This window comes from Methylobacterium sp. J-001 (genome assembly GCF_022829565.1).
Classification (GTDB): Bacteria; Pseudomonadota; Alphaproteobacteria; order Rhizobiales; family Beijerinckiaceae; genus Methylobacterium.
Map to the genome: position 1 here is coordinate 13,378 of NZ_JAKSYN010000062.1, position 25,675 is coordinate 39,052.

Sequence of the window (25,675 nt, forward strand, 5' to 3'; positions counted from 1 at the left end):
ACAAGCGGGGCCGGTCTTTGAGGCAGGCTCCTGCACCCGGTCCCGTCGAGCGCGAGATGGGCACGTCACCCGTTCGCGGGCGCTTGTCCTGACGAATCTCGCTTCAGGTCAGCTTTCCGCAAGCCTCCTCCAGCAACGACCACGCGTTGTCACCATACTTCTGCTTCCATGTCTGATAGTATGACGTGCTTGCGAGTGCCCGCTGGAAGTCGGATTTCTCAACTTCGATAAATGCGAGTCCCTTGTTGGCCAGCTCGGTTCGCAATGAACGATCACGCTCGGCGACATCCTTGCGCTGATCGACCACGGATCGGTCGAGTTCGGCGGTGAGGACGGATCTGATATCCTCCGGCATGCGCGCCCAGGCCTTGCGGTTGGACAAAGGCCAGTAGCCGTCCCAGCTGTGACCGGTCAGCGAGCAGAATTTTTGAACCTCATAGAGTCGGGTCGTCGCGATAAGCGAGAGTGCGTTCTCCTGACCGTCGATGACTCCGGTCTGCAACGAGGTATAGACCTCCGCGAAGTTCATGGGCGTCGGTGACGCTCCGATCGCAGCGAAGAACGAGGTGAGCATCGGGGCCGGCGGGACGCGGATTTTGAAGCCGGACAGATCCTTCGGAGCGCGGACCTCTCGTCCGGATGATGTGATTTGACGAAAGCCGTTGTCCCAGATCCGCCCCGGCGCGATGACGCCGACCTTCTCGATCAATGCCCGGGTGTGCTGACCCAGACTCCCATCCATTGCCCGCCAAACGGCATCGTAATCCGGAAATGCGTACGCTGTGTTGGCGATGCCCGCGACGGGTACGAAGGTCGCCAATATCGATGCTGAGAGTAGCAAAAACTCGATGCTTCCGTTCCGCACCTGCGACAAGACATCGGTTTCGGTACCGAGCTGGTTGGCTGGAAACAAGCGAATGCTGAGGCGCCCGTTCGTCCGTTCACGGACGCGATCGAGCGCCACGCGCAGATGGACGTTGTTTGGATGGCTAGGGTCCTGACCCGTCGCGAATTTGAAATCGAATTCCGGCCCTGCCCTCACGATCGACGGCATCGCCATCACCAAGCCACCGGCCAGCAGGGCACGACGGCTTACGGCTTTCTGCGGTAGCGCTAACATGGACGGCCTCCCTGAATTTCTGCGTATTGATTGAACCTGACCGGTTTCTTGAGATTTTTTTTATCGAAGCTATGCCGCTGGTGTGCAGCTCTACGGATCGCATGCTGCGAGTGCGGCCCCGAGCGCGAACCGCGCCATGGCAAGCGCCTCGGCCGGAGCGACCCCGCGGGTCGCGTAATAGAGGTCGCGACCGAGAGCCAGCACGTCGGGATGTCCGGCGGTCGCTCGTTCCACGGTCTCGACGGCCCGGGGCAGCACCTCTGTCGCAGGCAATATGGCATTCACCAGGCTGCGCGCGCGTGCTTCTTCCGCACTCATCAATCTCGCTTCGTAAGCGATCTCGAACAGAAGTGCTTTCGGCAAGGCGTCGCGCACAACGGCGAGCGCCAGGAAGGGAAAAAGGCCGTGCGCCACTTCCGGCAGGCCGAGCGTCGCGTCACGCGTAGTGAAAACCATGTCGCACGCGAGGGCCAGCGCAAACCCGCCCGCATGCGCATGGCCATTGAGCGCAGCGATCAGTGGCTTGCCGAGACCAGCCATCGCGCCGAAGAGATCGATATGGGCTCGCCCGAACTCCATCCGTCCGGCAGCGGCCGGCCCAGCGCCCCGGTAGTCGCCTCCCAGGCAGAAGACGGAGCCGCTCCCCGTCAGGACGCATCCGCTGATCGCTTTGTCGCTGCGAGCGGCGTTTAGGGCGGCGATCAACTCGTCCGCCATGTCCTGCGTGATCCTGTTTCCGGCGTCGGGTCGGCTCAGCGTCAGGATCGCGACCCGACCACACGTCTCGACTTCGATCTGTCGCATCGCTGTTGCGCGCTCCCTTCGACGGACGATTCCGCTGGTTTGAGCCACATCCCTGTCGGAACGTGCCTCGCGTCAGGAGGCGTAGCGCCGCTCCTGCGCGATGAGATCTGACATACCGACAAACTCGTTGAACTCGTCGAAAGGGGTCATCAGGTCCGCCACCGCGTTCGTGGTGCATCCCTCTTCCATGAACCGCTCCATCATCGTTTTAACAGCCTTGTGCATGGCGAACATCGGCTCAATTGGGCAAAGCGCGTAATCAAAACCGCACTCTTCGACCTCTTTCAGAGACAAGTAAGGACTTTTGCCCGATCTCGCCATGTTGAACAGGAGCGGTTTGCCGAGCGGTCGCAGGCGGCGACTGATCTCGCGCATCTGTTCCACGCTCTCCATCGCGTCGCAATACAGTCCGTCGGCACCGACCTCAGCGTAGCTGATGAGGCGGGCGATCGCGTCATCGAAGCCGGTCACGGCGAGCGAATCCGTGCGCGCGACGATGAAGAAATCCGGATCGCTTCTAGCCTCCAGCATGGCGCGCAGCTTCTGCTGCATCTCCTCGGCGCTGACGAGCTGCTTGCCCGAGAAGTGCCCGCACTTCTTGGGGACCGCTTGATCCTCCAGATGCAGCACCGAAGCGCCCGCCTCTTCCCAGAGTTTGATCGTGCGCTGCGCGTCGAGCACGCCGCCATACCCCGTATCCGCATCGGCGAAGACAGGGACGCTGGTAACCCTGCAGATGCGGCGGATATGCTCGAACATCTCGGTCTGCGTCAGCAAACCCATATCGGGGGCGCCTGCAACGATGGCAGAGGCCGCGAAGCCGCTAACGTAGATTGCAGGCGCCCCGACCTGCTCAGCCAGCTTGGCCGTGACGGCGTCGTGTGCGCCCATGCAAACGAACGGCGGCAACTCAAGAAGTTCGCGGAAGCGGGATGAGCGGGACAAAGCGGGGCCTCTGGGTTGCATTGGGCAGGAGGTTCGAAGCGACCTTGACCGGGCTCAAAGCGTGAACCCGAACCCCTGATGTTAGCGCAAACATAAACGCGATCGCCGCGTTCCGCAATCCATGCGGACGGGCTATGCGATAGAGTGTGGGATCAACTAGGCTACAGGCACGGCCAGGCGACTAAGATGGCAGACCTAACAGCGAGACCGCGCCGGAAGCAGAATCCGAAGCAAGGGAGGCCTGAGCCTCGTATGGAGGATGTGGCCGCCCTGGCTGCAGTTTCAGCGATGACGGTCTCGCGGGCACTGCGCGATCCGACTTCCGTGAATACCGAGACCAGACTCCGTATCGAGATGGCGATCGATGCCACCGGATACGTTCCCAATCGGATCGCCGGCAGCCTCGCTTCGCGCAGGACGAACGTCGTCGGCCTGATCGTGCCGAGCCTTCGCAACTCGCTCTTCACGGAGACGATCCAAGGCGTATCGGACGCTCTCGGCGCACATCACCCTTTGATGATCGCGGATAGCGGCTACGCGTTGGCCGGTGAAGAGGCCGCCATTCGGGCCTTCTTGGCCCAGCGCATCTGCGGGATCGTGCTGCACAACACGCAGCATACGGCGCGCAGTCGCACGATGCTCGAGGATGCAGGCATCCCCTGCGTCGAGACGGGGAACCTGACCGAGAAGCCTCTCGACATGACAGTCGGTTTCTCGAATTACGATGCAGCCTGCGCGATGACGGAGTACCTGATTGTCCGCGGGTACAAGAGCATCGGATTTGTCAGCCTGCCCATTCACGACAATGATCGCGCTGCCGAGAGGCGGGCGGGATTTCTAGCCGCCCATCAACGACATGGGTTGATCTCCGCTCCCGAGTTGCTGCTCGAAAGCCCGCCCGGACTGCGGAGCGGTGGGCGCGCACTCGCGACTTTGATTGAGCGCGTACCGGCCGTCGATGCGATCTTCCTTTCCGGCGATGTGCTGGCGACCGGAGCTTTGCTTGAAGCGAACCGCCGCGGCTTGGATGTCCCAAACAGGATCGCGATCGTTGGCTCGGATGACAACGAACTCCAGGAGACCGTCTCCCCACCGCTGACAACGCTGCGCTTTCCTCGCTATCAGATCGGGCATCAGGCAGCGGAGATGCTGATGAAGCAATTGCGCAATCCCTCCCGCGACATCCGCAGGCTTGACCTCGGTTATGAGCTCATCGAGCGGGCAAGCGCTTAAAAGCGAAACAAACGCGCCAACAACAATGACGTTTGCTGGCCGAAAGCGGACCGTCTGCTTTCGAGCAGCGAACTGGTCCAAGCAGACACCTTTATTCGCGATTTAGTCCGGCAGGCCGCAAGATCGGATCCAAAACGTATATTAGTAGGTGCCGCCCCGGAGGCGGCGATACTTTCGCCGACTCAGCTATTTCCGCAGATTGGTCACGTTGGCTACTACTAGTGTTCGGGGTCGCTCGCTCGAACCTACACGAAATCTCGGAACGCGACCTCGTCCCGGATGCGCGAGGGTGCCGCCTATCCTTTGCGATCAACGCTGGCGATCCGTTTTTGTAAGGAAGGCTGCGATACCATGGTGGTACTCTTCGCTCTCCGCGAAGCTGTACACTTCCATCCGCTCGTCGCTCGTCACGGCGGCAGAATCCCGTTTCAGGCGCTGGATCTGACGCTTATGTGAACGGGCGGCGAGGATACCGCTCGCGCAGATGTTCTCGACTGCGGCAGCGACTTCGCGCTCGAAGTCGTCATTCCCGACCACCCGGGACACCAAGCCTTTCTCGTAGGCCGTGCGCGCATCAAAGAGACGGCCCTCGATCAGCAGCTCCGCGGTAACCGACGGCCCAACCAGCCGGAACAACGCCTCGGTCTCGCCGAAGGCGAGCGGGAACCCCAAGCGCCCAACTGGAGCCCCGAAGCGGGCGCATTTCGCCGCAATCCGGATATCGCACACGGCGGCTATCTCAAGGCCACCACCGAAGCATGCGCCCTGGATCGCAGCAACGACGGGCACGGGACAGGTGGCGATCGCGTTGAGGCAACCGCCTACATATTCTTCGTGGAAACGGACCACCTGCTCGCGCGTCGAGCGAGCGGTGCCAAACTCGGAAATATCCGCGCCGGCGGAGAACGCCTCTGCGGTCCCGCCACGAATGACGACGCAGCGTATCCCATCCTCCCGGGAGAGCTCCCGCACCTGTGCTGCCAGTTCCTGCCACATCAGTACCGTCAGCGCGTTGCGCCGCTCCGGGTGACTAATCGTGAGCGTCACGTGAGAGTCCGACTGTTCCGTAACGATCTTTCCAGCCATGTCGACTCCCAACTACCGCGACGATCGGCCCAGCTCTGGCCGTCGATGTACTGTTTGGCTCAGACTCGAACGTCTTGAGAAAGCTTCAGCAACTCCGCCGCTTCGGTGCTACGGCTCGCGTAGTCCTTCCAAGTTGAATTGCGGGCGAGCGTCAGCCATTTCTCGAAAGCGGCCGCGTCGATCTCGTGGGCCTGAACACCAGCCTTCCGAAAAACCTCTACAACCTTTTCGTCGTCGGCCTTGGAGCCCATCGTCCCAAACGGCTCCAACTCGGCTCCAACTGCCATGATCAGGTCGCGCTCGCCCGGCGCAAGACCATCGAAGATCGGCTTGGACATAAGAAGCGGCTCGAAGGTGAACAGGAAGGTGTGGTCGCGCGCCGTCGTCAGGTGCTTGGCGGTCTCCTCCAGGCGGAAGGAGATCATGCTGGTCGAGGAGGTGACGACGGCGTCCACCGCCCCCGTCTGCATCGCCGCGTAGATCTCGTTGGAGGGTAGCGACAGCGCCCCAGCCCCTGCCGCTTGGAGAAGAATATCCATTTCCCGGGAACCGCCTCGGGTCTTGAGGCCCCGCACGTCGTCGGGCACGACGATCGGGTTGGCGCGGGACACGACGCCGTTAGCCTGCCAAACCCAGGCCACGATCACGATGCCCTTCCCGGCAAGAAACGCTTCGAGTTTACGCCCGATCGGAGCCGTCTTCCATGCCGCGCCCTGGGCGTAAGATGCGACCACGCAGGGCATGAGCCCGATATTGACCTCTGGGATCTGGCCGCCGGCATAGGCCAGCGGGAAGAGGCTGAGGTCGAGCGCACCCTTGCGGAGCGCCGAGAACTGAGCGTTGGTCTTCATCAAGGACGAGTTCGGATAGACCGTCGCGGTGAGTGCGCCATCAGACCGCCGCCGCAACTCAGCGGCGAACTTCCGGCAGAGCCTGTCACGGAAGTCGCCATCCTCCTCCGTGCCACCCGGGAACTGGTGTGAAACCTTCAGATCGCGTCCGGCCGCCGCCTGCACCCTGAGCCCGATGATTGCCGGCGCCGCCATGGCAGCTGACAGCAGGTTGCGACGCGTCGGCATGGCTGGCCTTTCATGGTGCGGTGTTATTGGTCTCAAACGGCAAGGTGAGCGTCATTCACGGAGCCAATGCTCGAGTCGAACCGGACGTCCGCATTGAAGACTGCGCCTGACAGACGGGGCCTCTTCGGCTTCGCGCCGTTATCACCGATTCTCGACGGAGATCCTGAAGGGATGGATCTGTATGCTGTCCCATGCGCCGTTGATGGCGAAGGGATCGCTGGACGCGAAGGCTTGGGCGACCTCCCAATTCTCGGCCTCGATCACGAGGAGGCTCCCAATCGGCACCTCGCCTGTCTCGTCGAGGATCGGTCCCGCGATCACGATCTTGAGTGGGGCCGCTGCGAGATAGGCTCGGTGCGCTGGATAATGGGTCTGCCGGATCGAGGGATCGGCCGTGTCGATACAATGGATGACGAAGTGCATGTTCGGGATACCTTCTCGCGTGGCCTCCTGTATATGCCGCCTCAGGCCACGCGTGGGTCGAAGGCGGTTTCCATCTCGCGCCGCAGGCGCACGACAGGATCGTCCGGATCAAAGGCAACGTCGTCCCAGCGAATGCCCGAACCCATCGGCACGTCGCGTGTAAGCTTCACCTGTTGCGCCAACCCCAGGGGCAGGTAGCCCTCGCTCAGCGAGACTTCGGCCGGGGTTTGCCGGCCCCAGACGCAGTAGCCGCCCTCGCCATCGAGCGTCTCGCCCGCCCTCAGGTCGCGCTTGGCAGTTGCGACTACGTCGGCGCTGAAGCAGGTTGGAGCGCCAGTCGGCTGCTTGAGCAGGGCGGCCCAGGCTGCGGAAATACCGAGCTCCAATCCGCTGAAGTGAATGGGCCGGTAGAGGGCCGCGTAGCGCCCACTTGCATCGGGCAGCATGTGGTACTCACGGAAGCATTCCCGCGTGTAGGAGCTGTCCTCCGCCGCCTCGATCACGACGAAGGTTCCGTGGGCGAGATTGTGCTGCAGGGCCGAGCCGTCCCGGGCGAGCGAGGAGACGCACTCCGTCACGCCAGCCATCTCCAGGCATCCACCTTCGTCCTTCGGGCGCAGTATGTCGGCGAGCTCGAAGCGGCTCGCGGGCGGGAAGGCGAGTCCCTGTAGCTGCGCCTTGAGTCCGGTCGCGTTGGCGATTGCCGTCATCTCGATCGCCGACTTGGTCCCGTCGACGAAACTGTTGAACATCTTCGGGTTGATTGAGGACCGGTCCTCGATCTCAATCAGACCTGGCAAGTTGTCGAACACGGTGTCGGGCGTTGATTGGTGATAGCGCGGCAGGTAGCGCGTGCCCTTGCCTGCCGCGACGACATGAAATCCGCAGGCGCGCGCCCAATCGACATGCTCGCAGACGATCGCCGGCTGATCGCCGTAGGCGAGGGAGTATACGACGCCCGCCTGCTTGGCCCGACGAGCGAGCAATGGGCCCGCCACGACGTCTGCCTCGACATTGACCATCACCACGTGCTTGCCAGCCGCGATGGCGGCCAGCGCGAGGCGGATACCGGTGCGCGGATCGCCCGTCGCCTCGATGACGACCTCGATGCCCCCGGCCCGGATCACCTCGTCGGCGCTATCGGTGATGTAGGTCCCGCCGGTCCGGATCGCATCCTCGCAGGAGCGGGCGGCATACCGCTCCGACGGCCAGTTGCAGGAGGCGAGTTGGCTCGCGGCCCGGGAAACGTCGAGGTCGGCGACGGCGACGATTTGCATGCCCAGCGTCGTGCGGGCCTGCGCCAGGAACATCGTCCCGTACTTTCCAGCGCCGATTAGGCCGACCGTCACAGGCTTGCCCGCGTCCTGCCGCTCCCGGAGCAATCGATAGAGGTTCATCGTTGGCGTCTCCCCATTGCCGTCACCGGGCGGCCCGCGGCGGGGGAAGCGCCAAGTTGACGTTCACGCTCTTCATCTCGGTGAAGCTATCGAGCATGCCTTCGAGCGACATCTCCCGCCCGATGCCGCTTTCCTTGATCCCACCGTAGGACTGGCCGAGCGCCTGCCCGCCGCCCTGGTTGACCTGAACCCAGCCGGCCTCGACGGCGTGGGCCGCCCGCAGGGCACGGCCGATGTCGCGGGACCAGATGTAGGCGGCGAGCCCATAATGGCTGTCATTGGCCATGCGGATCGCCTCGTCCTCGTCCCGCCAGGGGATCGCCACGAGGACCGGCCCGAAGATCTCCTCCCGGGCGAGGCGCCAGTCGTTCGAAGTGTCGGCGAAGATAGTCGGCAGCGCGAAGTAGCCGCGGGTGAGCGGCCCCTCCTTTGGCGGCAGGCCGCCAGTCACGAGCCGCGACTCCGGGCGGCTGAGTCCGTCCGAGACGTAGTCGCAGACCTTCGTGAACTGTCGCTCATTGATGATCGAGCCGACATCGGTCGCCTCGTCGAGCGGATCGCCGATCTTGAGAGCCGAGGTGCGGGCGACCAGTCGGTCGAGGAACGCGTCGTAGATGTCCGCGTGAAGGAACAGGCGCGAGCCAGCCGTGCAGGACTGGCTCTGGCGGGTGAAGCGCATCGAAGCCACGATCCCGTCGAGCACCCAATCCTCGTCGGCGTCGGGATAGACGATCGATGGGCTCTTGCCTCCGAGTTCGAGGGAGACCGGAGCGACGCGCTCGGCCGCGGCCCGCATGATCGACTTGCCCACGGCGGTCGAGCCGGTGAAGCTAAGCTTGCGCACCAGGGGATGGGCGGCGAGCGGCTCGCCGCATTCCCGGCCGTAGCCGGTGACGACGTTGACCACGCCCGGCGGCAGATGATCCTGGCAGATCTCGGCGATCATCAGCACCGCGAGCGGCGCGTCCTCGGCGGCCTTGAGCACGATGGTGTTGCCGGCGCAGATCGCGGGCGCGATCTTGAGCGAGGCGAGTTGGGCCGGGGCGTTCCAGGGCACGATGGCGCCGACCACGCCGAGGGGCTCGCGCCGGGAATAGCTGAGCTGAACCTCACCGAGCGGGATCGTGACGCCCTTCAGCTCGCCCCCGAGCCCCCCGAAGTACCGGAAGGTGTCGGCGACCATGCGGGCCTCGCCCCGCGCCTGGGTGCGCAGGGCATTGCCGGTCTCGCTCGCGATCAGGCGCGCCAGCTCCTCCTGCCGGGACTCCAGTGCCTCGCCGATGGCGAGCAGTATCCGCCCTCGGTCGCGGGCCGCGACCTTGGCCCAAGACGGGAACGCCGCCGCCGCGGCGTGGACGGCGAGGTCGACATCCGCCGTCTCGCCCCTCGGAACTTCGCCGAGAGGCTCGCGCCGCCCCGGATTCTCGACGATGATGGTCCTGCGGGAGACGGCCGACCGCCACGCGCCGCCAATCAGCATCTGCTTCGAGAGGATGGCGGGCGCTGAGCCGGTCGCGGCTTCCAGATTCGACATGGTGTTTCCTTCAGCGTGTCGGGCGCTCACGAGTTTGCGGCAGGAGATGGCGCGCCTTCGATCATGCGGATGACGCCGGAGTAATCGAGGGTCCCGGAGCCGCCACCGCAGAACAGGCTGTAGAGCGCCGTGGCCAGGGTGCCGATCGGTAGGCTCGAACCGGTTTCCATCGCCGCCCGCTCAGCCAGCCGCAGGTCCTTGAGCATGAGGTCGGCCGCGAAGCCGTTCCGGTACTCGCGGCTCGACGGGACGTTCGGAAGCAGACCTGGAACTGGTGGGTAGCTCACGAGGGCATGGCAGCTCCCCGTCGAGGTCGAGACGATGTCCCGCATCGTGGCGGGGTCGAGCCCGAGGCGCTTGCCCAGGGTGAAGGCTTCCGACACTGCGATCATCGAGATGCCCGCGAGCAGATTGTTGCAGACCTTGGCGGCCTGACCGTTGCCAGCGGGCCCGGCGTGGAAGACGTTGCGGCCCATCGTTTCCAAAATCGGCCTGGCGCGGTCGAGATCGCCGTGATCCCCGCCGACCATGAACGTCAGGGTACCGGCCTGCGCCCCCATGACTCCGCCCGAGACTGGGGCGTCGAGAACCGCAATTCCGCAGTTTCGGCCAGCCTCGTGCAGGGCTCGCGCCTCCGCGACGGCGATGGTGGAGCAGTCGATCAGTAGGGCGTCGGCCGGAAGCCTGGCGAGTGTTCCCTCCGACCCAGTATGGACCTCCAGCACGTGGCGGCCAGTCGGAACCATAGAGATCGCGTATTCGGCCCCCGCAGCGACTTCCCCGCAGGTCGCAACCACCTCCGCCCCGGCGGCCCGCGCCTCCGCTCTCGCCGTCTCGCTGATGTCGAAAGCTCGCACGGTGTGTCCGGCCTCTACGAGATGGCGGAGCATGGGCAGTCCCATGCGTCCCAGGCCGATGAACCCAATTCGGGCCATTGTCTTTTCTCCCAGTCCGTTACTGAGACTTCGCGATGAGCGGGCAGCCGCCGTCGGCCAATGGTCGGAATGCGACCTCGGCGGGGATCGTCGCCTTGTAGGTGTAGTAATCCCAAGGATACTGCGACTCGGACGGCGTTTTGGCGGTAAACAGGTACATCGGATGCATCTTGCGACCGTCCGCGCGGATGTACCCTTTGCCGAATAGAGGGTCGTCGGTCGGCATCGCCTTCATCTTCGCGACAACTTTCGCGCCGTCGCTCGCCTCTCCGAGGGCCTCCACGGCTTTTAGGTAATGGAGGATCGAGGCGTAGACGCCCGCCTGAACCATCGAGGGCTTCGCCCCCGACCGCAGCGCCGCGAAGCGGGACGAGAAAGCGCGGGTGCCGTCGGTCATGTCCCAGTAGAACGGCGCGACGAGCGATAGTCCTTGCGCCAATTGTAGCCCGATGGCGTGGACGTCGGTGATGTATATAAGCAGGCCCGCCAGCCGCTGCTTCGAACCGGTGATGCCGAACTCGGCCGCCTGCTTGATGCTGTTGACGGTGTCCCCGCCGGAGTTGGCGAGCCCGATCACTTGCGCGCCTGATGCCTGCGCCTGCAGAAGATAGGAGGAGAAGTCGGAGGTATTGTTCGGCGCCCGGACGTGGCCCAGCACCTTTCCACCGCTTGCCAAGACCATTTTTTCGGTATCGCGCTCCAGGGCATAGCCAAAAGCGAAGTCGGCAGTGAGGAAGAACCAGGTCTTTCCGCCCGTCTCGACCATGGCCTTCCCGATGCCGTTGGCGAAGGCCCAGGTGTCGTGCGTCCAGTGCACCGTGTTTGGCGTGCACGCCTTGCCGGTCAGGTCAGAGACGGCCGGACCCGAGGCGAGCATGACCTTATTCTTGTCCCGCACGATCTGGCTCACTGCCAGAGCGGCGGCGGAATTGGTAACATCGGCCACGGCGTCGACGCCCTGCGTGTCGAACCATTGCCGGGTGATCGTGGAGGCGACGTCGGCCTTGTTGCCGTGATCGGCGGTCAGGATCTCGACGTTCCAGCCCCGGGCGCGAAGCCCGGAATCCTCAACCGCGAGGTTTGCCGCGACGACAGAGCCTGGGCCGCCCATGTCGGCATAGATCGACGACTGATCGTTGATGACGCCGATCTTGAGGCTCCTATCCGCCGCCGAGGCGGAGCAGATGCCGAGCAGAAACGCGGCAGCCGCACGGTAAAGGGCCCGTGCCATCGCACCATCCTCCCAGTGTCGCGGTCTCATGCCGCTCGTTTGTCCCGACGCCGGCTCGCATGGAGCGGTACGGGATTGCAGCGAAGAAAGCGCACACGCCCTCGCCAGTCTATGTCAATTTCCGCACAACACGCGCTCACGGATTGACAGATGGCGACGACGCACCGGTGGGACGATCTTCAGGCCTTCCTGGCCGTGGCCCGGGCCGGCCGGCTGACCGAGGCCGCTCGTGGCATGGGTGTCGAGCACACGACGCTCAGCCGCCGGATCACGCGTCTGGAGACGGCGCTTGGGGCCAAGCTGTTCGACCGGCGGCCAACAGGTTATGGCCTTTCGGCGGAGGGCGAGCGTCTGCTGCCGCGGGCTGAAGAGATTGAACGAGCGGCGCTCGGCATCTGGCTTGACCGGGTCGATCCCGTCGTCGGACTCACGGGCCCGGTGCGGATCGGCGCACCGGAAGCTGTCGGGACCTTCTGCCTCGCGGAACACATCGGCGAATTGTCGGTCCGGCATCCGGGCCTATCAATCGAACTCGTGGCGACGCCGCGGGTCTTCAGCTTGTCGAAGCGCGAGGCAGATCTTGCGATCGGCCTCACACGGCCGGCCACGGGGCGCCTTCACGCGCGCAAGCTTGGCAACTATGAACTTGGCCTCTACGGGGCTCCGGCCTACGTCGCCCACCACGGCCGGCCCGAGAGCCAAGCCGACCTGCATCGTCACCGTTTCATCGGCTACATCGACGAGCTCGTTTTCTCGCCGGAGCTTGACTATTTCAAGGCTGCACTGCCCGGCTTGCAGCCGACGATCCGAATTTCGAACGTGATTACCCAGATGACAGCGACCCGGACTGGCGCTGGCCTGTGTATTCTGCCCTGTTTTATGGCCGATAAGCACCCGGACCTTGTGCGTCTTTTACCGAAAAACGTTCGCATCACCCGCACTTATTGGCTGCTCACGCATGCGGACATGGCGCATCTCCAGCGGATCAAGGCCGTCACTGAGTTCATCACCGCGGTGGTCCGCGCCGCCCGCCCAGCTTTCCTGCCCTCCGATGCCTGATGCATCGACCCGAAAGGACACGGGTCGCTCCCCCGCTTCCGCCCATTTCGGATCCGACGAGTCTAGTCTCTTGAAAAAGGCCTAAGGTCTGACCACCCCGATGGCAGCACGTTTAAAGTCGTCAGAGGCGACTGAATGTCGTTTGTGGGCGCTAAGAGGCGACTGCAATTGGCCGAAAGCAGCCTGTCCGCTGTGGGTTGATTTTTGCTGCGTATCGGACATCGGCTCAACCTCGTTTGGCGATCATGCTGGCAGACCTGCCCTTGCCAAAGCTTCAGCGTAGATCTTTGCTGTACTCTCAAGCGGAAAGGGAATCCGCGTGAGGAAGCCGGAGACCGTCAACCTCGGCTCGACAGTGAGCAGAGTTGCGACAGCCTCCCGGGCGCGGTCCAACCGCCCCAGCTTGACGTTGGCGACCGCGAGCACGCGTAGGGCCACAGCGAAGCGTCGGTTCTGTGCAAGGGCTCGGTCAGCCCATTCGATCGCACCAGCGTGGTTCTCATCGATCAGGTCGGCCACCGCCATGACGCCGGCCATCAGCCAGCCGCGCGGATCGCGTGGATTGAGCCTCTGCGCGCGGACCACCATGTCCCGGCCCTCGAGGCCGTTGCCGCACGTCGTCTCGATCCAACCCGCGAGCGTCAACGCCATCGCGGAGTTGGGGTTGAGGAGCAGCGAGCGTCGGAAGAGATCCCGCGCGCGCTCGTGCCCACTCAAGGCCATGTTCCAGATCGCGAAGGCCGCCATCCATAACACCTGCGCGTCGCCAGGCGCGAGCTCGACCGCTCGCCACGCGAGGTCGACGGCCTCGCTGCGGGCGTGATCGTCCTGCTCGGCCCAACCCTGAAAATGGCATTGCGCGCGGCAATAGGCTGTCGCGGCCATCGCGGAGGCGTAGTCCGGTTCAACAACCAGTGCCTCGCTCAGGCAGGCGAGCGCGGCCTCCATGCCGGCCCCGGTGAATTCGGACAGCTGAGCATTCGCACGCAGCAGAAGCTCGTAGGCATCGAGCCGCGACGGGGCTGCGTGCCCGAGACGGCCGATCTCGGCCTGCTGCAGGGTCGGCTCGATCGCCGCGACGACGCTGTCGGCAACCCGCTCCTGCAACGCGAACACGTCCTGGGGATCACCGTCGAACCGATCCGACCAGAGATGGGCGCCCGAGACCGCGTCGACGAGCTGTCCTGCGATGCGCAGCCGGTCGCGGCTGCGGCGCACGCTTCCCTCAAGCACGTAGCCGACGCCGAGCTCCTCACCGACCCGGCGCACGTCGATCGCTTTGCCTTTGTATGTGAAGGAGGAGTTGCGAGCGATCACGAACAGGCCACTCATGCGCGATAGAGCCGTGATAATCTCCTCGCAGATCCCGTCCGCAAAAAAATCCTGCTCCGGCTCGCCGCTCATGTTCGCGAAGGGCAGGACCGCGACGGCCGGCAGTCGTGATCGCGCGCGCCAGGAAAAGCCGGCGTCGGATCCTGGCCCTGCCACGGGCTTCGGCAGGTCCTCGGTCATCGCCTTGACGTCGCCGACGAAGCGCACGCCCTTGCGCGGGAGTGTGCGGATCAGGCGCTGGTCGAGGCCCGTGTCGCCGATCGCCACGCGCGCGGCGTTCAGCCGGCTGCTGATCGTCGCCTCCGAGACGATACGGCCGTGCCAGACGATTTCCAGAAGTTCGTCGCGACTGACCACGCGATCGCGGGCCGCGATGAGGTGCGCGAGGAGATCGAACACCTGCGGCTCCAGCGCGACGAGGCTGCCCCCCTCTCTGAGCTCGCGCCGGGCCGTATCGAGGGTGAAGGGCTCGAACTGGTAGATCACGCGGCCACTTCCCTGACCACGCCGGTGCGGCGAAGCCGTCCCACGCCGAAAATCAGGAGGCTCTGAAGGGGAACCCCACGGCATCTCAAAGCGGCCGGCGGCCGATCGGGGCAATATCCCGCGCATCGACACCTCAGCACCGGGATGCGCCCATGCCGTCGGAGATCATCAACCAGAACCGCCGCCGCCTTCTGAGCGGCGCAGCTGCCAGCATCGCGGCCGCCGAACTCGGACTCGTCCATCCGGCGCGGGCGCAGCCGCGCTCGGGCGGAGGCGCCGCATTCGGGCCGCTGAAAGAGGTCGACGCCGGCCTTCTGCGCGTCGGCTATCTCGAGGCGGGCAGCCCTTCCGGTCCGGTCGCGATCCTTCTGCACGGCTAGCCCTACGACATCCATAGCTTCGTAGAGGTCGTACCGCTGCTCACGGCGGCGGGATACCGGGTGATCGTACCCTACCTGCGCGGCTACGGCACGACGCGCTTCCTCGCGAACGAGGCCGTGCGCAACGGCCAGCAAGCGGCGCTCGCGGTCGACGTCATCGCCCTGATGGATGCGCTCGACATCCGTCGGAGCGTTCTCGCCGGTTTCGATTGGGGTGCCCGTACCGCCTGCATCGTCGCCGCGCTCTGGCCGGAGCGGTGCAAGGCGCTGGTGTCGGTCAGTGGCTACCTGATCGGCAATCAGGAGGCGGGCAAGACGCCGCTGCGGCCCGAGGCCGAGCTCTCGTGGTGGTACCAGTTCTACTTCGCGACCAGCCGCGGCCGAGCCGGCTACGAGGCCAACCGCGCAGAGTTTGCCCGGCTGATCTGGCGGACGGCATCGCCGCGCTGGCAGTTCGACGATCGCACCTTCGCAGAGAGTGCTGCGGCTTTCGACAATCCGGATCACGTCAGCATCGTCATCCACAATTACCGATGGCGCTTGGGTCTCGCCGACGGCGAGCGGCGATACGATATGCTCGAGGCCCGTTTGGCGGAGGCGCCGAAGATCGGCGTGCCGACGATTTCGCTGGAGGGGGATGCGAACGGGGCACCGCATCCCGATCCCGCCGCCTACGCCACGATGTTCTCCGGAGGATACCAGCACCGTACGATCACCGGCGGCATCGGGCACAACCTTCCGCAGGAGGCGCCCCAGGCTTTCGCCCAGGCCGTGGTGGACGTCGATGCCTTCTGACCATCATCTCCGCGGGCGCAGCGCCCTTCTCCTGGCGTGCGTCGCCCCAGGCTTTCTCGTCGCGGACGTACGGGCGGTGGAAGGGAGCGGAAAGCCCGCCACGCCGATCTATGGCGTCACCGTACCCGATGGCTACAGAGACTGGCGCCTGATCGCTCCAGCGCTCGAAGACGCTCCGCTGAACGAATTGCGTGCCGTCGTCGGCAACGACCTCGCCGTGGCGGCCTTTCGAGACGGCACGCTGCCCTTCCCGGATGGTACGGTCCTCGTGAAGCTGGCTTGGGAGCGTATGCCGTCAACGGAATTCGCGTCGGCGACGGTGCCGGGCCGGGCCACGACCGTGCAGGTCATGGTCAAGAATACTAAGCGTTACGCTGCGACCGGCGGATGGGGCTTCGGCCGTTTCATCGGCGGCAAACCCGTGGATGAGGCGCAGCACCGAACCTGCTTCGCCTGCCATGAGGCGCGTGTCAGGAACCGTAATTACGTATTCACCGGGTACGCCCCCTGAGCTGCGCAAGCGAGATGCGTCGCCTTATGGCCGATTGCGGCTGGTCCGCTTCTGAACAGGAAACCAGAAAAGCGGACGCGGTTGTAACCCCCGCTCACGACCCTTGTAGGGCCTCGGAAAAGTCTGCCTACCAGCAGCGTGGTCGGCATTGAGCAAGGCGTTCTATGCTTGCCCCATACGTTCCATTGATCGTGGCATTGAAGACGGCATTTGCTCGGCCATAACGGACAGGATCCATTCGACCGACGCCAGATCGAGGCTGTAACCGTCCCCTGCGACAACCTTGTCCCGACTATCGAGAAGGATTAGGCCGCCGCGGTTCCGGACATAAGGCTGATGCCAGCGCGACTTCGACAACTTCAGTCCGAGGCGCTTGGCCTGCTTGCGAAGCTGCGCGAGACGACGGGTGTCTTGGTAAGTTGGGGTCAGCTTGATCTCGTGCACGGCACCCTCCCACGCCCGTGTCGTCTCAGCCGCAGCTCGCCACGCAGCGCGCCATGGTCATCGTGCTGGTGTGACGGCTCAGTGGTCGGATACCCAGCCGCTGGAGGCGGCGCCTCTCACCACCGGTAGATCAGGCTGCCAATGACCGTCGCTGGCTGGTTGCGGTTGCAGAACCCGAACGAGCAGGTCTGGTAATTCCGGTCGAAGATGTTGTAGCCGTTGAGCTGTGCGCGGAAGCCCTTGTACTTCGGGTCAAGCGCCGCAAAATCGTAGGCGACCAGCGCGTCGTAGAGCGTGACGGCGGTGTTGCGCACCGTGTTCTGGTCATCCGCGTAGCTCGAACCGATGTAGCGGATACCGCCGCCGATCTGAAGGCCGCGCAAGGCCGAGGACGGCGGGAACGCGTAGGTCAGGAACGACGCGTAGGTATCCTGGGGGATGCCCGAGACGAGGTTCCCGGCAATCGACTGGCCGGTGGACGAGACCGAGTTCACGAACCGGATGTCGACGTGCGTGTAGGCTATGGTCAGGTTCGTGCCCGGTGCGAGATTGGCAGTCGCCTCCGCCTCGAAGCCCTTCGAGCGTACAGCACCACCAGTAGTCTGAAACGCGAGAGAGGACGCGTCGGGGATCAGGATGTTCGACTGAGTGATGTCGAACCCGGCGAACGCAGTCTGGATATTGGTGCCGGGGATCAGGTACTTCACCCCCGCCTCAATCTGATCACCAGTGGCCGGCTTGAACGCCTGTCCGTTTCGGTCGAGGCCGACCTGCGGGGTGAAGGTCGTGGCGTAGCTCGCGTAGGGCACGAGCCCCGGCGCCAGGACGTAGCCCAACCCGACCCGACCCGTGAAGGCGCCGTTGTCCTGGCGCGAGACCGCGCTGTCGGGGGTAGCGAAGTTGTCTTGGAAGACCCAGTCGCGGCGCCCGTTCAGGGTCAGGATGAAGTCGCCGAACTTGGCCTGATCCTGCAGGTAGACGCCGATCTGTTCCTGAGTTTGACGTGAAGCGGACCCGAGGGTCGGTGTTGCGATGAACTGTTGGCCGTAGTTCCTCGTGATCAGGTTCAGGTCCGGGGCTAGGCCGAAGCCGAAGCGGGCGCTCAGGCTGTACCGGGCGTAGTCGACGCCCCCAACCACGGTGTGGGCGACCGGACCTGTGGCGAAGCGCGCCTCCAGCTGGTTGTCCAGCGTCTGCTGCACCAAGCCCTCGCGGATGTAGCCGGTGTCGCGCGTGCCGATCGTGTTTGCGTCGTTGATGCCGTTGATGTCGACGTATTTAGCACTGAGAAAGACTCCGTAGTGACGGAAGTTCTGGCGGAAGACCAAATCGGGCGTGATGAAATGCTCGAAGGCGTAGCCGACCCGGTACTGTGTCTGGTCGAGCCCGGCGAAGCGGAAGTCGCCCATATAGTACGGGCTCGCCCGAAAACCCGGGTAGTTGTAGTAGAACGTCGTGGCGGGCGTGTTCGTCGTCTGGAACTCGCTCAGGAACGTGAAGGTCGTGGCCGCGTCGGGTTTCCAGGTAAAGGCGGGCGCGATGTTAAACCGGTCGTCATTGGTGCCAAGGCCGATGAAAGTGCCCGCCTCGCGGCGCAGGCCTGTGAGGCGATAGGCCATGGTGCCGCCCGAGCCCTCGATGGGGCCGCCGACGTCGAAGTTGCCCTGGAAACGGTCAAAGCTCCCGGCCTGGAACTGCACCTCGCCGAACGGCACGAAGACAGGACGCTTGCTGGTGATGTCGAGAATGCCGCCGGGCGAGCCGAGGCCGTACAGTCCAGCGGACGGACCGCGCAGGATGGTCACGGCCTCCGCGCCGTAGGGCTCGATGCGCGGGTAGATGAATCCGCTGCCGATCACGCGCAGTCCGTCGCGGTAGGTGCCCTGGTTGGTGAGCACGTCGAAGCCGCGGATGAAGATCTGGTCGAACCGCGGGTCGAAGCCCGACCGGGCCGATACGGCGCCCGGGACGTAGTTGATCGCATCGCTCAGGGTCTGAACGTTGCGGTCGTTGAGTTGCTCGCGGGTGACGACGGAGATTGATTGCGGCGTCTCGATGATCGGCGTGTTGGTCTTGGTCCCGGCGGTCGTGACGCGAGCGGTATAGCCGGTGATGCCGGACGGGCCGCCGCCGCCGCCGCTGGTGGCGGCCGTGCCGCCGTCGCCGGCGCTGACATTAAGGCCGCCCGAGCCCGCCGGTCCTGGGGCGGAGCTGCCCGGTCCTGCCGCGTCGACCGAAATCTCGTTGAGCTGAATGGTCCCGTCCTGCGCCGCCGCGGGACCGGCAAGGGCGGTGATTGCGAGAAGAACGGCGAGGAGCGATGAGCGGTAGGGCATAGATCACGCTGACACGCGCCTCCAGCGGCGCAGTACCGCCGCAATCATCGTTCAAGGATCGTTGATCAAGCCGAAAACGTGTTATAGATCACACACTTACAACGGTTCAAATCTGAAGCAATTCTAAGCTGGAGCGTACCGAGCTCCCCCTGGTCATGCGCGAGAGGAAGCTGCCCCAAATGGTGTCCGACCGTGGGCACCCCTTGAATGCTAACTGCATCACCTCGAACGACTGAGCCAAGGACGGAGTTGAACGTCCGCTTCCAAGCGTTGAGTTAACTTCCGCTTCCCACCGAGGCCGTGTGAGAACGCGGATCCCCAGGGTTTGGGGAGATGCTCGGAGTAGCGTCGCGGAGCGCGGTGGTGGGCCTCAGGCTCGGATCGCTGCCATCAGCGGACCGACCCCGAAGATCTGGATCATCCGCTTCATGTTGTAGGCCAGAACCTGCAAGCTCATCTCGGTCCTGACCTTCGCCAAGGTCCGGGTCAGGAAGTGTGTTGCTCCCATCTAGGCCTTCAGTGTGCCGAATGGGTGCTCCACCGTCTGGCGACGGATCTTCATCGCGTCTGGCATCCGGTCGAGCCGCTCCTGCATCGCATCGAGCACGTCCTCGTGCACCCAGCGTTTGACCCGCCGCGTCTCTGCGGGCGTTCAGCGGGGCTTGAGCGCACAATCGAGACAGGCCGTCAGGTTGCGGTAGTGGTCCATCGCGTCGCCCTCGGTTCGGCGATCGGACCGGACAAGCCCCTTGGTCAGGTGCTGGCCGGCCGGACAGGTGTAGTGTCCCTCTCAGCGTCAAAGATGAAGTCCTGTCCCGTGGAGAGGCCGCGCTTGGCATGGCCCGAGGTCAGGGTCTTGGGCACACACATCAGCACGCCCGTGCCCTCGCAGACCAGCACTTGCTCCCCGTTGAGATAGCCCCGGTCGGCCAGCACCGTGAGCGTCGCGCATCCCGTCGCTGCCTGCGCCAGGAGGCCCATCGGTGTGAGCTGCGCCCGGTCGCTGCCGACGTTGGTTACCGCATGCGCCACGATCAGGTGGTGCTCGGTATCGACCGCGGCCTGGACGTTGTAGCCGACCATGCCGGTGCCCTTGCCGCTGGTCGCCATGGAGCGAGCGTCGGGATCGGTCAGCGAGACTTGGCCGTCGGGGGCGGCCTCGATTTGCCGGCCCATCGCCTGGAGAACCTGCATCTGCTCGCGCAGACGAGCGATCTTCTCATTGAGCCGCGTCGTGCGCGCCTCTGCGATGTCGCTCGGCGCGCGGTCGGCCCGATCCAGCGCCGCGAGGTAGCGGCCGATGCTCGTCTCAACCTGCGCCAGACGGGCTTCGACCTTGGCGGCGGTGAAGTTCTTGTCGCGGTTGTTGACCGCCTTGAACTTGCTGCCGTCGATGGCGACGACCGCTTTGCTGAACAGGTTTAATTGGCGGCACAGCACCACAAACCGCGCGCAGGCCGCCTGAATGGCCGGGCCATTGTCCTTACGGAACTCGGCCAGCGTCTTGAAGTCGGGCATGAGCCGGCCGGTGAGCCAAATCAACTCGATGTTGCGCTGGCTCTCGCGTTCGAGGCGGCGGCTCGACGGGACGCGGTTGAGGTAGCCGTAGAGATAGATCTTGAGCAGCGTCGCCGGGTGATAGGCCGGGCGGCCCGTTGCCTCCGGCACGGCGCCCGCGAAGCCGAGCGCGGCTAGATCCAGTTCATCGACGAAGACCTCGATCAGGCGAACCGGATTGTCGGCGGTGATGTAGTCGTCCAGGCAGCCGGGAAGGAGCGTGATCTACTGACGATCCTCGCCTGCGATGAAGCGCTTCATCCCGACCTCCTCAGACCAGGATCTACTCTACCAAATCAGCGCGTTTTCACACAGCCTGCACCCTTCTATGACGTTCGCCCTTCTACACCCTTTGTCCGCTTCGGAGCAGGCCAGCGGCCCCGCTAAACGGCTGTCTTGGTCTCGAAGCGGCCGGCCGGAGCTGGCCGTAAGCGGCCTGTCCGCATCGGAGAAAGTCGGTCGGAAAAGCGGACAGGCTCGAACCGACCCAATCACGCCGAAAAAGCTTGCCGATGGCAAACCCGCAGGTGGCTATTCGACCGGCGGCTGGAGGCGTCCGGGCGCTTGGCTGGCCGAGCCATCGACGTAGCGATCCACTCCCGTCGCACGCCCGGACGGAGTTGGATACATCACCGACAAGATCGCCCAGTCGTCCCAAATGAACAGAGCTATCATTCTTGCCCGAATATGGGGACGCCTCGATCGCGAGGGCCCTCGCTCTCCCTCCGATCGCCCCGAGCCAGCACCAGATGCCGAACTTGATTGAGTCCAGCCTGCGTGCCACCGCCGAGGGCCTGGTCGCGTTGGTGGCGGCCTGCAATCGGCTGTGCCTTCCGTGGACGCAGCACCCCTTCGCGGTCGGCGTCCATGCGCCGATGCGCGAGGAGCTGACCCTGCGGGATCTGCGCGTGACCGGGACGATCCCGGCGGGGCTCGACGGCCGCTACCTCAAGATGGGCGCCAACCCCGCCGGCCCGACGACGCGCGGCCACGACTGGTTCCTGGGCGACGGCATGGTGCACGGTCTCTGCATCCAGGACGGGAAGGCCTTGTGGTACCGCAACCGCTGGATCGGCTCGCGTGCGGCATCCGCAGCGCTCGGCCGGCCCGCTGCCCCGGGGCCGCGCCGCGGCGACGACACCGTCAACACCAACGTCGTCGAGATCGGTAACCGCGCCTTCGCCGTAGTCGAAGCCGGCAGCTTTCCCGTCTTGTTGTCCGAGGACTTGGAGGCGCAGCGATACGATCCGTTCGACGGCACCCTCGCCGGCTCATTCACTGGACACCCGCATCGCGATCCGGCGACCGGTGAGACACATGCCATCGCCTATGACGGCCGCATCTGGGACAGCGTTCGACACGTCGTCATCTCGCCCGCCGGTCGCGTTGTGCGTGACGTAGCGATTTCGGTCGCGCACGGCCCCTGCATCCACGATTGCGCCATCACGACGCGCTTCGTCGTCGTGATGGACCTGCCTGTCACCTTCTCAATGCGGGCGGTGCTTGCAGGATACCGCTTCCCGTTCCGCTGGAACCCGGCCCACGGCGCCCGTGTCGGCCTGCTCCCGCGGCATGGTACTGCCGCCGACATCGTGTGGTGCGCAATCGAGCCGTGCTTCGCCTTCCACGTCGCCAACGCCTACGACGACGCTGACGGGCGCGTGGTCCTCGACGTCGTGGCCTACGAGAGGGTGTTCGCCTCGGCTGGCGGCGGCCTCGACGCACCGGGCTGGCTGGAACGCTGGACCGTCGACCCGGCGACGGGGCAAGTCGACCGTCGGGTGATCGATTACGCGGCACAGGAGTTCCCCCGGATCGACGAGCGCCGTTTCGGACAACTTCACCGGTACGTCTACACGGGCTCCGTCCCCGCCGACGGCAACACGCAGCTTGTGGACGCGACACAAATCTACAAGCACGACCTTGCAACGGGGGAGCGGCACGTGCACGAATTCGGCCCTGACAGTGTCCCGGGAGAGTTCGTCTTCGTACCGGCCTGGCCGGAGGCCGGCGAAGACGAGGGCTGGCTCGTCGGGCTTGTCGTCGACACCGTGAGCGACACGACTGATTTCATCATCCTTGACGCGCGCGCGTTCGAAGCGGCGCCCATCGCCGCCGTCCACCTCGGGCACCGGATCCCGCCGGGCTTTCACGGGAACTGGTTTCCAAAGCATACGGCCGGGTGACTGTCGCCGGATGCTTCGGCACCCAATACGCGTTAATCTGCTGTAGGACGTGCGGTAGTCGGCCCCCGCCGCGTTTCGATTCATCGGGCTCCAGATGCCGGCAGCGCCCCGGCCTTGCAATCGCAGGATCGCAAGATCGACTGGGTAGGAGCCTCGTCGCATTACCGAACGACGTCAATCCTGCAACGACCGAAGTCTCGCGCGGCTGCTCCAGGGTGCTGGTCAACACATCAGGGCAAGTTGAGATGCGACAGACACTTTGAGCCCACAGACCCTGCCTTCCCCGCGCCCGGGATCCTGACCACTGCATCTGCGCTCACAAATCCGAGGCGTGCGGTAGAAAGGCGCATCGTCAATGCAGGTCGGCTTCACAGATAGATCGGACAAGCCTGAAATTCCGGCTCACTGACCCGAGAGTCTTAGGGCGAGTAACGCCCCACTACCGATGGATGTTCGCTAGAAACGATGGTTCTTGATTTGCATTATCGCAACAACGACTTATTCCAAGGCCCTTGAGGCAGCAGAACTAGGCGACCTAAAATGAATGCGGATGGAATTGGTCGCGGCACCTCGATGGTGCCGGTTTGCTCGCTAATTATTTTGACTCTGGTATCATTTGCGACCCCCGTTTTAGCCTTGGATCCGCATGACACTTTGCGTGACTGGAACGCAGCCTCAGATGCTGACCGAGACCGCCTCCTGAAGAAGCTGGCGGAATCCACCGACGGAGCTGCTTCTCGCAACGATGTGGTGTCCTGCTTGAATGACGCGGCCGGAATGGCTCCCCATGCCGATTTAAGCGTCGCGGACGTTTTCATGGCCTGCACGAAGCAAGCTATGGGGAAGTCAATCTAAGCCCTCGTCTAGACATTTAACTTGATTTCGAATAACGGGAGTGCTCCTGTAAATACGGTAAATTGCATCGGTGGAGCAAAACAATATTAGCGCCACTACTGTTCGTCGAACAATACCATTTAGGTTCGGTAACAATGCTCTCGCAAGCGGTTATACTTTAGATGACCCCCTTATTTGTCGGGATGGTTCTGTACTAGTTGGGGTTTGCCTCGTTCCTGTCCTCGCTCGGGACCGCCCCGAGCGACGTGGTCGTTTAGGTGGCCCAGGTGCTCGAAGACGTGTTCGAACGCTGCGGTGACAGCCTTCTCGCATGAACCGTTGCCCTTGCCTTGGGCGTCCTTGAGGGCGCCAAGCAGAGCGCGGTGCTTCTCGGTATCGGCAGACATGCGTTTCTCCCAGCCGGCGACTGGCCGACTCGGTGAGCCAAGCTCCTTCTTCGGTGCCAGTTCCTGAAGGGTGATGCCGGCTCCGACCTCAGGGCGCCGTTCACCACCGGTTATGCGAAGAGCGGGGCTTGGCAAACGGCCAGCTGCTCTCCGGGATGGAGGACCTGACCGGATAACTCGTGTCGAAAACGTTCGACCCCAGCATCAAGCATTTGATCGTCGCAACCTAACCGCTAGAGGAAAGACTGCTTCCCGCCAACTGAGAGACAAACCACGCGGTGCTTTGCCACCGTAGCGCCGTAGACCTCACCGTTGACGTGACTCCCCCCTTAAAAGTAGCCCTCCCTGAGGTATGGCTTTGAGCCATGCCGAGGTTGATCCCGATTGTGATCAACGGCCTATGCGAGTTCTCGGGCTATCGGAGGGCTCCCCGGATCTTGGTTCGGGCGAAAGGTGAGCCTCCGGGTCTCATTCTGCGGCTTGTTGCGGGTGTCGAACACTCCGTGCCCCCGGTACCCCAAGACCGATCGCCTTTGCAATCGCCGAGCGTTGCTCAGCGTAGCTGGGGGCCACAGTCGGGTAGTCGCTGGGCAGGCGGTAGCGGGCACGGTACGTCTCAGGCGTAAGACCGTGGGCGGTGAGATGTCGCTTTAGGGTCCTGTACAAACGTCCGTCAATAAAGCTCATGATGTGGTCACGCTGGACCGATCTGCGGATCTGTGCAGGAGTTGGGACTTCAGTGGTTGCGATGGCTGAATGGAGTTCGTCTGATGGCTGTCCCAGGTTGCAGAGTGCCCAATGAATGGACTCGAACAAGCCTGGCAGATCAGCGGCTGCGATGTGATTGTTGGTCACATAGGCGGCCGTGATCTCAGCTGCTAGCTTAAGGCATGAGTGTGGCAGTAAATCTTGAGAAGACATTTTAGTCATTGAAGTTTTCCTCACATTGCCCCCCTACTACCGGCAAAAGCATAAGACTGATTCCACTTGCTGGGTCTTCCAGAGCCAGTAGATATTTGCATAAATAAGCGGCCTGTCGCTGGACTTTTGAAGGATTTCAGCGACAGGAAGCTGTGTTGACAGTCAAAGCAGGCTGCGAATTGTCGTTACTTGTAGGTTCTGTTGCCTGGAGATGTTTTTCAAAGCGATCGTCATTTTAGCTTGGAAAGGAGAAATCCAAGTTCGATCAGTACGACGTCAACAAGTTCGCGTAGCTTTGGGTCAATAAGTTCGTTGACGGTTTGTCGAAGATCCAAGGCTTGCTCGGCGGCGCGCCTTATGAGCTCACCCCCGTCATCGACATGGCTGCCATTGGCCAGCGCGTTGCTCATGACATGGTGGCCTTCTTCAGCTTGCCAGCCGGGCAGCGACCCGGCTCTCTGGCGCCAAGACCGAGTCCGTGCTTCCGCGCATCTTCTGGAGCTGTCGGAGGCTGCGGCCGTCGAAGCCGGCATTGACCGCGACGATCTCGACGTCATCGATCATCTGCGGAAGCCCAAGTGGCAGGGCATGGATATGCAACTGAAGCAGCCGCAGAAGCCAACTCGTTGGCATTTCGGAG

General features: G+C 63.7%; 21 protein-coding genes and 3 pseudogenes. 6 read left to right on the plus strand and 18 right to left on the minus strand.

Annotated features, from left to right (window positions below):
- Nucleotides 1-103: 103 nt before the first annotated feature.
- From MKK65_RS06780 to MKK65_RS06790, 3 genes are all read right to left on the minus strand, one after another.
- Entirely contained in the window at nt 104-1,120 is a 1,017-nt protein-coding gene (locus MKK65_RS06780; protein WP_147909501.1) for a TRAP transporter substrate-binding protein, read from the minus strand.
- Between the two features lie 90 nt (nt 1,121-1,210).
- Nucleotides 1,211-1,924: an enoyl-CoA hydratase/isomerase family protein gene (locus MKK65_RS06785; RefSeq protein WP_147909502.1), complete on the minus strand. Its 714-nt coding sequence runs from the start codon at nt 1,922-1,924 to the stop codon at nt 1,211-1,213.
- A 72-nt stretch (nt 1,925-1,996) separates the two neighbouring features.
- Nucleotides 1,997-2,890, minus strand: coding sequence for an oxaloacetate decarboxylase (locus tag MKK65_RS06790; RefSeq protein ID WP_279596573.1), 894 nt, complete (start codon nt 2,888-2,890; stop codon nt 1,997-1,999).
- Between the two features lie 231 nt (nt 2,891-3,121).
- Here MKK65_RS06790 and MKK65_RS06795 point away from each other — a divergent pair, with 231 nt between their 5' ends.
- Nucleotides 3,122-4,102, plus strand: coding sequence for a LacI family DNA-binding transcriptional regulator (locus tag MKK65_RS06795; RefSeq protein WP_187193500.1), 981 nt, complete (start codon nt 3,122-3,124; stop codon nt 4,100-4,102).
- 309 nt (nt 4,103-4,411) lie between these two features.
- On the opposite strand, the gene MKK65_RS06800 is transcribed toward MKK65_RS06795, so the two are convergent.
- From MKK65_RS06800 to MKK65_RS06830, 7 genes are all read right to left on the minus strand, one after another.
- Nucleotides 4,412-5,188 (minus strand): enoyl-CoA hydratase/isomerase family protein, encoded by a 777-nt coding sequence (locus MKK65_RS06800; RefSeq protein ID WP_243956481.1) that lies wholly within the window; start codon nt 5,186-5,188, stop codon nt 4,412-4,414.
- 59 nt (nt 5,189-5,247) lie between these two features.
- Nucleotides 5,248-6,267: a TRAP transporter substrate-binding protein DctP gene (dctP, locus tag MKK65_RS06805; RefSeq protein ID WP_243956483.1), complete on the minus strand. Its 1,020-nt coding sequence runs from the start codon at nt 6,265-6,267 to the stop codon at nt 5,248-5,250.
- Between the two features lie 141 nt (nt 6,268-6,408).
- Nucleotides 6,409-6,690, minus strand: coding sequence for a YciI family protein (locus MKK65_RS06810; protein ID WP_147909505.1), 282 nt, complete (start codon nt 6,688-6,690; stop codon nt 6,409-6,411).
- A gap of 41 nt (nt 6,691-6,731) precedes the next feature.
- Nucleotides 6,732-8,087, minus strand: a complete 1,356-nt coding sequence (locus tag MKK65_RS06815) for an NAD(P)H-dependent oxidoreductase (protein ID WP_147909506.1) — start codon at nt 8,085-8,087, stop codon at nt 6,732-6,734.
- Between the two features lie 22 nt (nt 8,088-8,109).
- Nucleotides 8,110-9,621: an aldehyde dehydrogenase family protein gene (locus MKK65_RS06820; protein ID WP_187193499.1), complete on the minus strand. Its 1,512-nt coding sequence runs from the start codon at nt 9,619-9,621 to the stop codon at nt 8,110-8,112.
- A gap of 26 nt (nt 9,622-9,647) precedes the next feature.
- Nucleotides 9,648-10,556, minus strand: a complete 909-nt coding sequence (mmsB, locus tag MKK65_RS06825; RefSeq protein WP_147909507.1) for a 3-hydroxyisobutyrate dehydrogenase — start codon at nt 10,554-10,556, stop codon at nt 9,648-9,650.
- A gap of 19 nt (nt 10,557-10,575) precedes the next feature.
- On the minus strand, nt 10,576-11,787 hold the full coding sequence (locus MKK65_RS06830) for an ABC transporter substrate-binding protein (RefSeq protein WP_147909508.1): 1,212 nt from the start codon (nt 11,785-11,787) through the stop codon (nt 10,576-10,578).
- A gap of 150 nt (nt 11,788-11,937) precedes the next feature.
- Between MKK65_RS06830 and MKK65_RS06835 the strand changes: the two genes are divergently transcribed.
- Nucleotides 11,938-12,846, plus strand: coding sequence for a LysR family transcriptional regulator (locus MKK65_RS06835; RefSeq protein WP_243956485.1), 909 nt, complete (start codon nt 11,938-11,940; stop codon nt 12,844-12,846).
- Between the two features lie 243 nt (nt 12,847-13,089).
- Here the strand turns inward: MKK65_RS06835 and MKK65_RS06840 are convergent, their stop codons facing one another.
- Entirely contained in the window at nt 13,090-14,664 is a 1,575-nt protein-coding gene (locus MKK65_RS06840; RefSeq protein ID WP_243956487.1) for a winged helix-turn-helix domain-containing tetratricopeptide repeat protein, read from the minus strand.
- 152 nt (nt 14,665-14,816) lie between these two features.
- Here MKK65_RS06840 and MKK65_RS06845 point away from each other — a divergent pair.
- Both MKK65_RS06845 and MKK65_RS06850 read left to right on the plus strand, forming a co-directional pair.
- Nucleotides 14,817-15,839, plus strand: a pseudogene (locus tag MKK65_RS06845) (alpha/beta fold hydrolase).
- Nucleotides 15,829-16,350 carry a cytochrome P460 family protein gene (locus tag MKK65_RS06850; RefSeq protein WP_147910290.1) on the plus strand — a complete coding sequence of 174 codons (522 nt, stop codon included), beginning with the start codon at nt 15,829-15,831 and terminating at the stop codon, nt 16,348-16,350. Before MKK65_RS06845 ends, MKK65_RS06850 begins: the two are co-directional and overlap by 11 nt.
- 162 nt (nt 16,351-16,512) lie before the next feature.
- Here MKK65_RS06850 and MKK65_RS06855 read toward each other — a convergent pair whose 3' ends face one another.
- The 3 genes and pseudogenes from MKK65_RS06855 to MKK65_RS06865 form a co-directional block, all read right to left on the minus strand.
- Complete coding sequence (locus MKK65_RS06855) at nt 16,513-16,794, minus strand: hypothetical protein (protein ID WP_243956489.1); 282 nt, start codon at nt 16,792-16,794, stop codon at nt 16,513-16,515.
- Between the two features lie 116 nt (nt 16,795-16,910).
- Entirely contained in the window at nt 16,911-19,130 is a 2,220-nt protein-coding gene (locus MKK65_RS06860) for a TonB-dependent siderophore receptor (protein ID WP_243956491.1), read from the minus strand.
- A gap of 370 nt (nt 19,131-19,500) precedes the next feature.
- A pseudogene (locus MKK65_RS06865) lies at nt 19,501-20,912 on the minus strand (IS1182 family transposase).
- Nucleotides 20,913-20,934: 22 nt separating this feature from the next.
- Between MKK65_RS06865 and MKK65_RS06870 the strand changes: the two are divergent.
- Together MKK65_RS06870 and MKK65_RS06875 are read left to right on the plus strand one after the other, a co-directional pair.
- The gene (locus MKK65_RS06870) at nt 20,935-21,276 is read left to right on the plus strand and encodes a hypothetical protein (protein ID WP_243956493.1); all 342 of its coding nucleotides are present in this window, start codon (nt 20,935-20,937) and stop codon (nt 21,274-21,276) included.
- Between the two features lie 160 nt (nt 21,277-21,436).
- Nucleotides 21,437-22,873, plus strand: coding sequence for a carotenoid oxygenase family protein (locus tag MKK65_RS06875; RefSeq protein ID WP_243956495.1), 1,437 nt, complete (start codon nt 21,437-21,439; stop codon nt 22,871-22,873).
- 1,025 nt (nt 22,874-23,898) lie between these two features.
- Here the strand turns inward: MKK65_RS06875 and MKK65_RS06880 are convergent.
- The 4 genes and pseudogenes from MKK65_RS06880 to MKK65_RS06895 form a co-directional block, all read right to left on the minus strand.
- Nucleotides 23,899-24,114 carry a hypothetical protein gene (locus MKK65_RS06880; RefSeq protein WP_243956497.1) on the minus strand — a complete coding sequence of 72 codons (216 nt, stop codon included), beginning with the start codon at nt 24,112-24,114 and terminating at the stop codon, nt 23,899-23,901.
- 468 nt (nt 24,115-24,582) lie between these two features.
- Complete coding sequence (locus tag MKK65_RS06885) at nt 24,583-25,044, minus strand: MucR family transcriptional regulator (RefSeq protein ID WP_313902029.1); 462 nt, start codon at nt 25,042-25,044, stop codon at nt 24,583-24,585.
- Between the two features lie 221 nt (nt 25,045-25,265).
- Nucleotides 25,266-25,445, minus strand: a complete 180-nt coding sequence (locus tag MKK65_RS06890) for a hypothetical protein (protein WP_147853238.1) — start codon at nt 25,443-25,445, stop codon at nt 25,266-25,268.
- 16 nt (nt 25,446-25,461) lie between these two features.
- Nucleotides 25,462-25,675, minus strand: a pseudogene (locus MKK65_RS06895) (autoinducer synthase); the annotation flags it as partial.

What these genes read in the sequence shown, in the direction of transcription:
- MKK65_RS06830 (WP_147909508.1), bottom strand. Translation starts at nt 11,787, where the DNA reads ATGGCACGGGCCCTTTACCGTGCGGCTGCCGCGTTTCTGCTCGGCATC.
- MKK65_RS06815 (WP_147909506.1), bottom strand. Translation starts at nt 8,087, where the DNA reads ATGAACCTCTATCGATTGCTCCGGGAGCGGCAGGACGCGGGCAAGCCT.
- MKK65_RS06875 (WP_243956495.1), top strand. Translation starts at nt 21,437, where the DNA reads ATGCCGAACTTGATTGAGTCCAGCCTGCGTGCCACCGCCGAGGGCCTG.
- MKK65_RS06810 (WP_147909505.1), bottom strand. Translation starts at nt 6,690, where the DNA reads ATGCACTTCGTCATCCATTGTATCGACACGGCCGATCCCTCGATCCGG.
- MKK65_RS06890 (WP_147853238.1), bottom strand. Translation starts at nt 25,445, where the DNA reads ATGAGCAACGCGCTGGCCAATGGCAGCCATGTCGATGACGGGGGTGAG.
- MKK65_RS06795 (WP_187193500.1), top strand. Translation starts at nt 3,122, where the DNA reads ATGGAGGATGTGGCCGCCCTGGCTGCAGTTTCAGCGATGACGGTCTCG.
- MKK65_RS06820 (WP_187193499.1), bottom strand. Translation starts at nt 9,621, where the DNA reads ATGTCGAATCTGGAAGCCGCGACCGGCTCAGCGCCCGCCATCCTCTCG.
- MKK65_RS06800 (WP_243956481.1), bottom strand. Translation starts at nt 5,188, where the DNA reads ATGGCTGGAAAGATCGTTACGGAACAGTCGGACTCTCACGTGACGCTC.
- MKK65_RS06870 (WP_243956493.1), top strand. Translation starts at nt 20,935, where the DNA reads ATGAAGCGCTTCATCCCGACCTCCTCAGACCAGGATCTACTCTACCAA.
- MKK65_RS06780 (WP_147909501.1), bottom strand. Translation starts at nt 1,120, where the DNA reads ATGTTAGCGCTACCGCAGAAAGCCGTAAGCCGTCGTGCCCTGCTGGCC.
- dctP (WP_243956483.1), bottom strand. Translation starts at nt 6,267, where the DNA reads ATGCCGACGCGTCGCAACCTGCTGTCAGCTGCCATGGCGGCGCCGGCA.
- MKK65_RS06790 (WP_279596573.1), bottom strand. Translation starts at nt 2,890, where the DNA reads ATGCAACCCAGAGGCCCCGCTTTGTCCCGCTCATCCCGCTTCCGCGAA.
- MKK65_RS06880 (WP_243956497.1), bottom strand. Translation starts at nt 24,114, where the DNA reads ATGTCTGCCGATACCGAGAAGCACCGCGCTCTGCTTGGCGCCCTCAAG.
- MKK65_RS06860 (WP_243956491.1), bottom strand. Translation starts at nt 19,130, where the DNA reads ATGCCCTACCGCTCATCGCTCCTCGCCGTTCTTCTCGCAATCACCGCC.
- MKK65_RS06885 (WP_313902029.1), bottom strand. Translation starts at nt 25,044, where the DNA reads ATGACTAAAATGTCTTCTCAAGATTTACTGCCACACTCATGCCTTAAG.
- mmsB (WP_147909507.1), bottom strand. Translation starts at nt 10,556, where the DNA reads ATGGCCCGAATTGGGTTCATCGGCCTGGGACGCATGGGACTGCCCATG.
- MKK65_RS06785 (WP_147909502.1), bottom strand. Translation starts at nt 1,924, where the DNA reads ATGCGACAGATCGAAGTCGAGACGTGTGGTCGGGTCGCGATCCTGACG.
- MKK65_RS06835 (WP_243956485.1), top strand. Translation starts at nt 11,938, where the DNA reads ATGGCGACGACGCACCGGTGGGACGATCTTCAGGCCTTCCTGGCCGTG.
- MKK65_RS06850 (WP_147910290.1), top strand. Translation starts at nt 15,829, where the DNA reads ATGCCTTCTGACCATCATCTCCGCGGGCGCAGCGCCCTTCTCCTGGCG.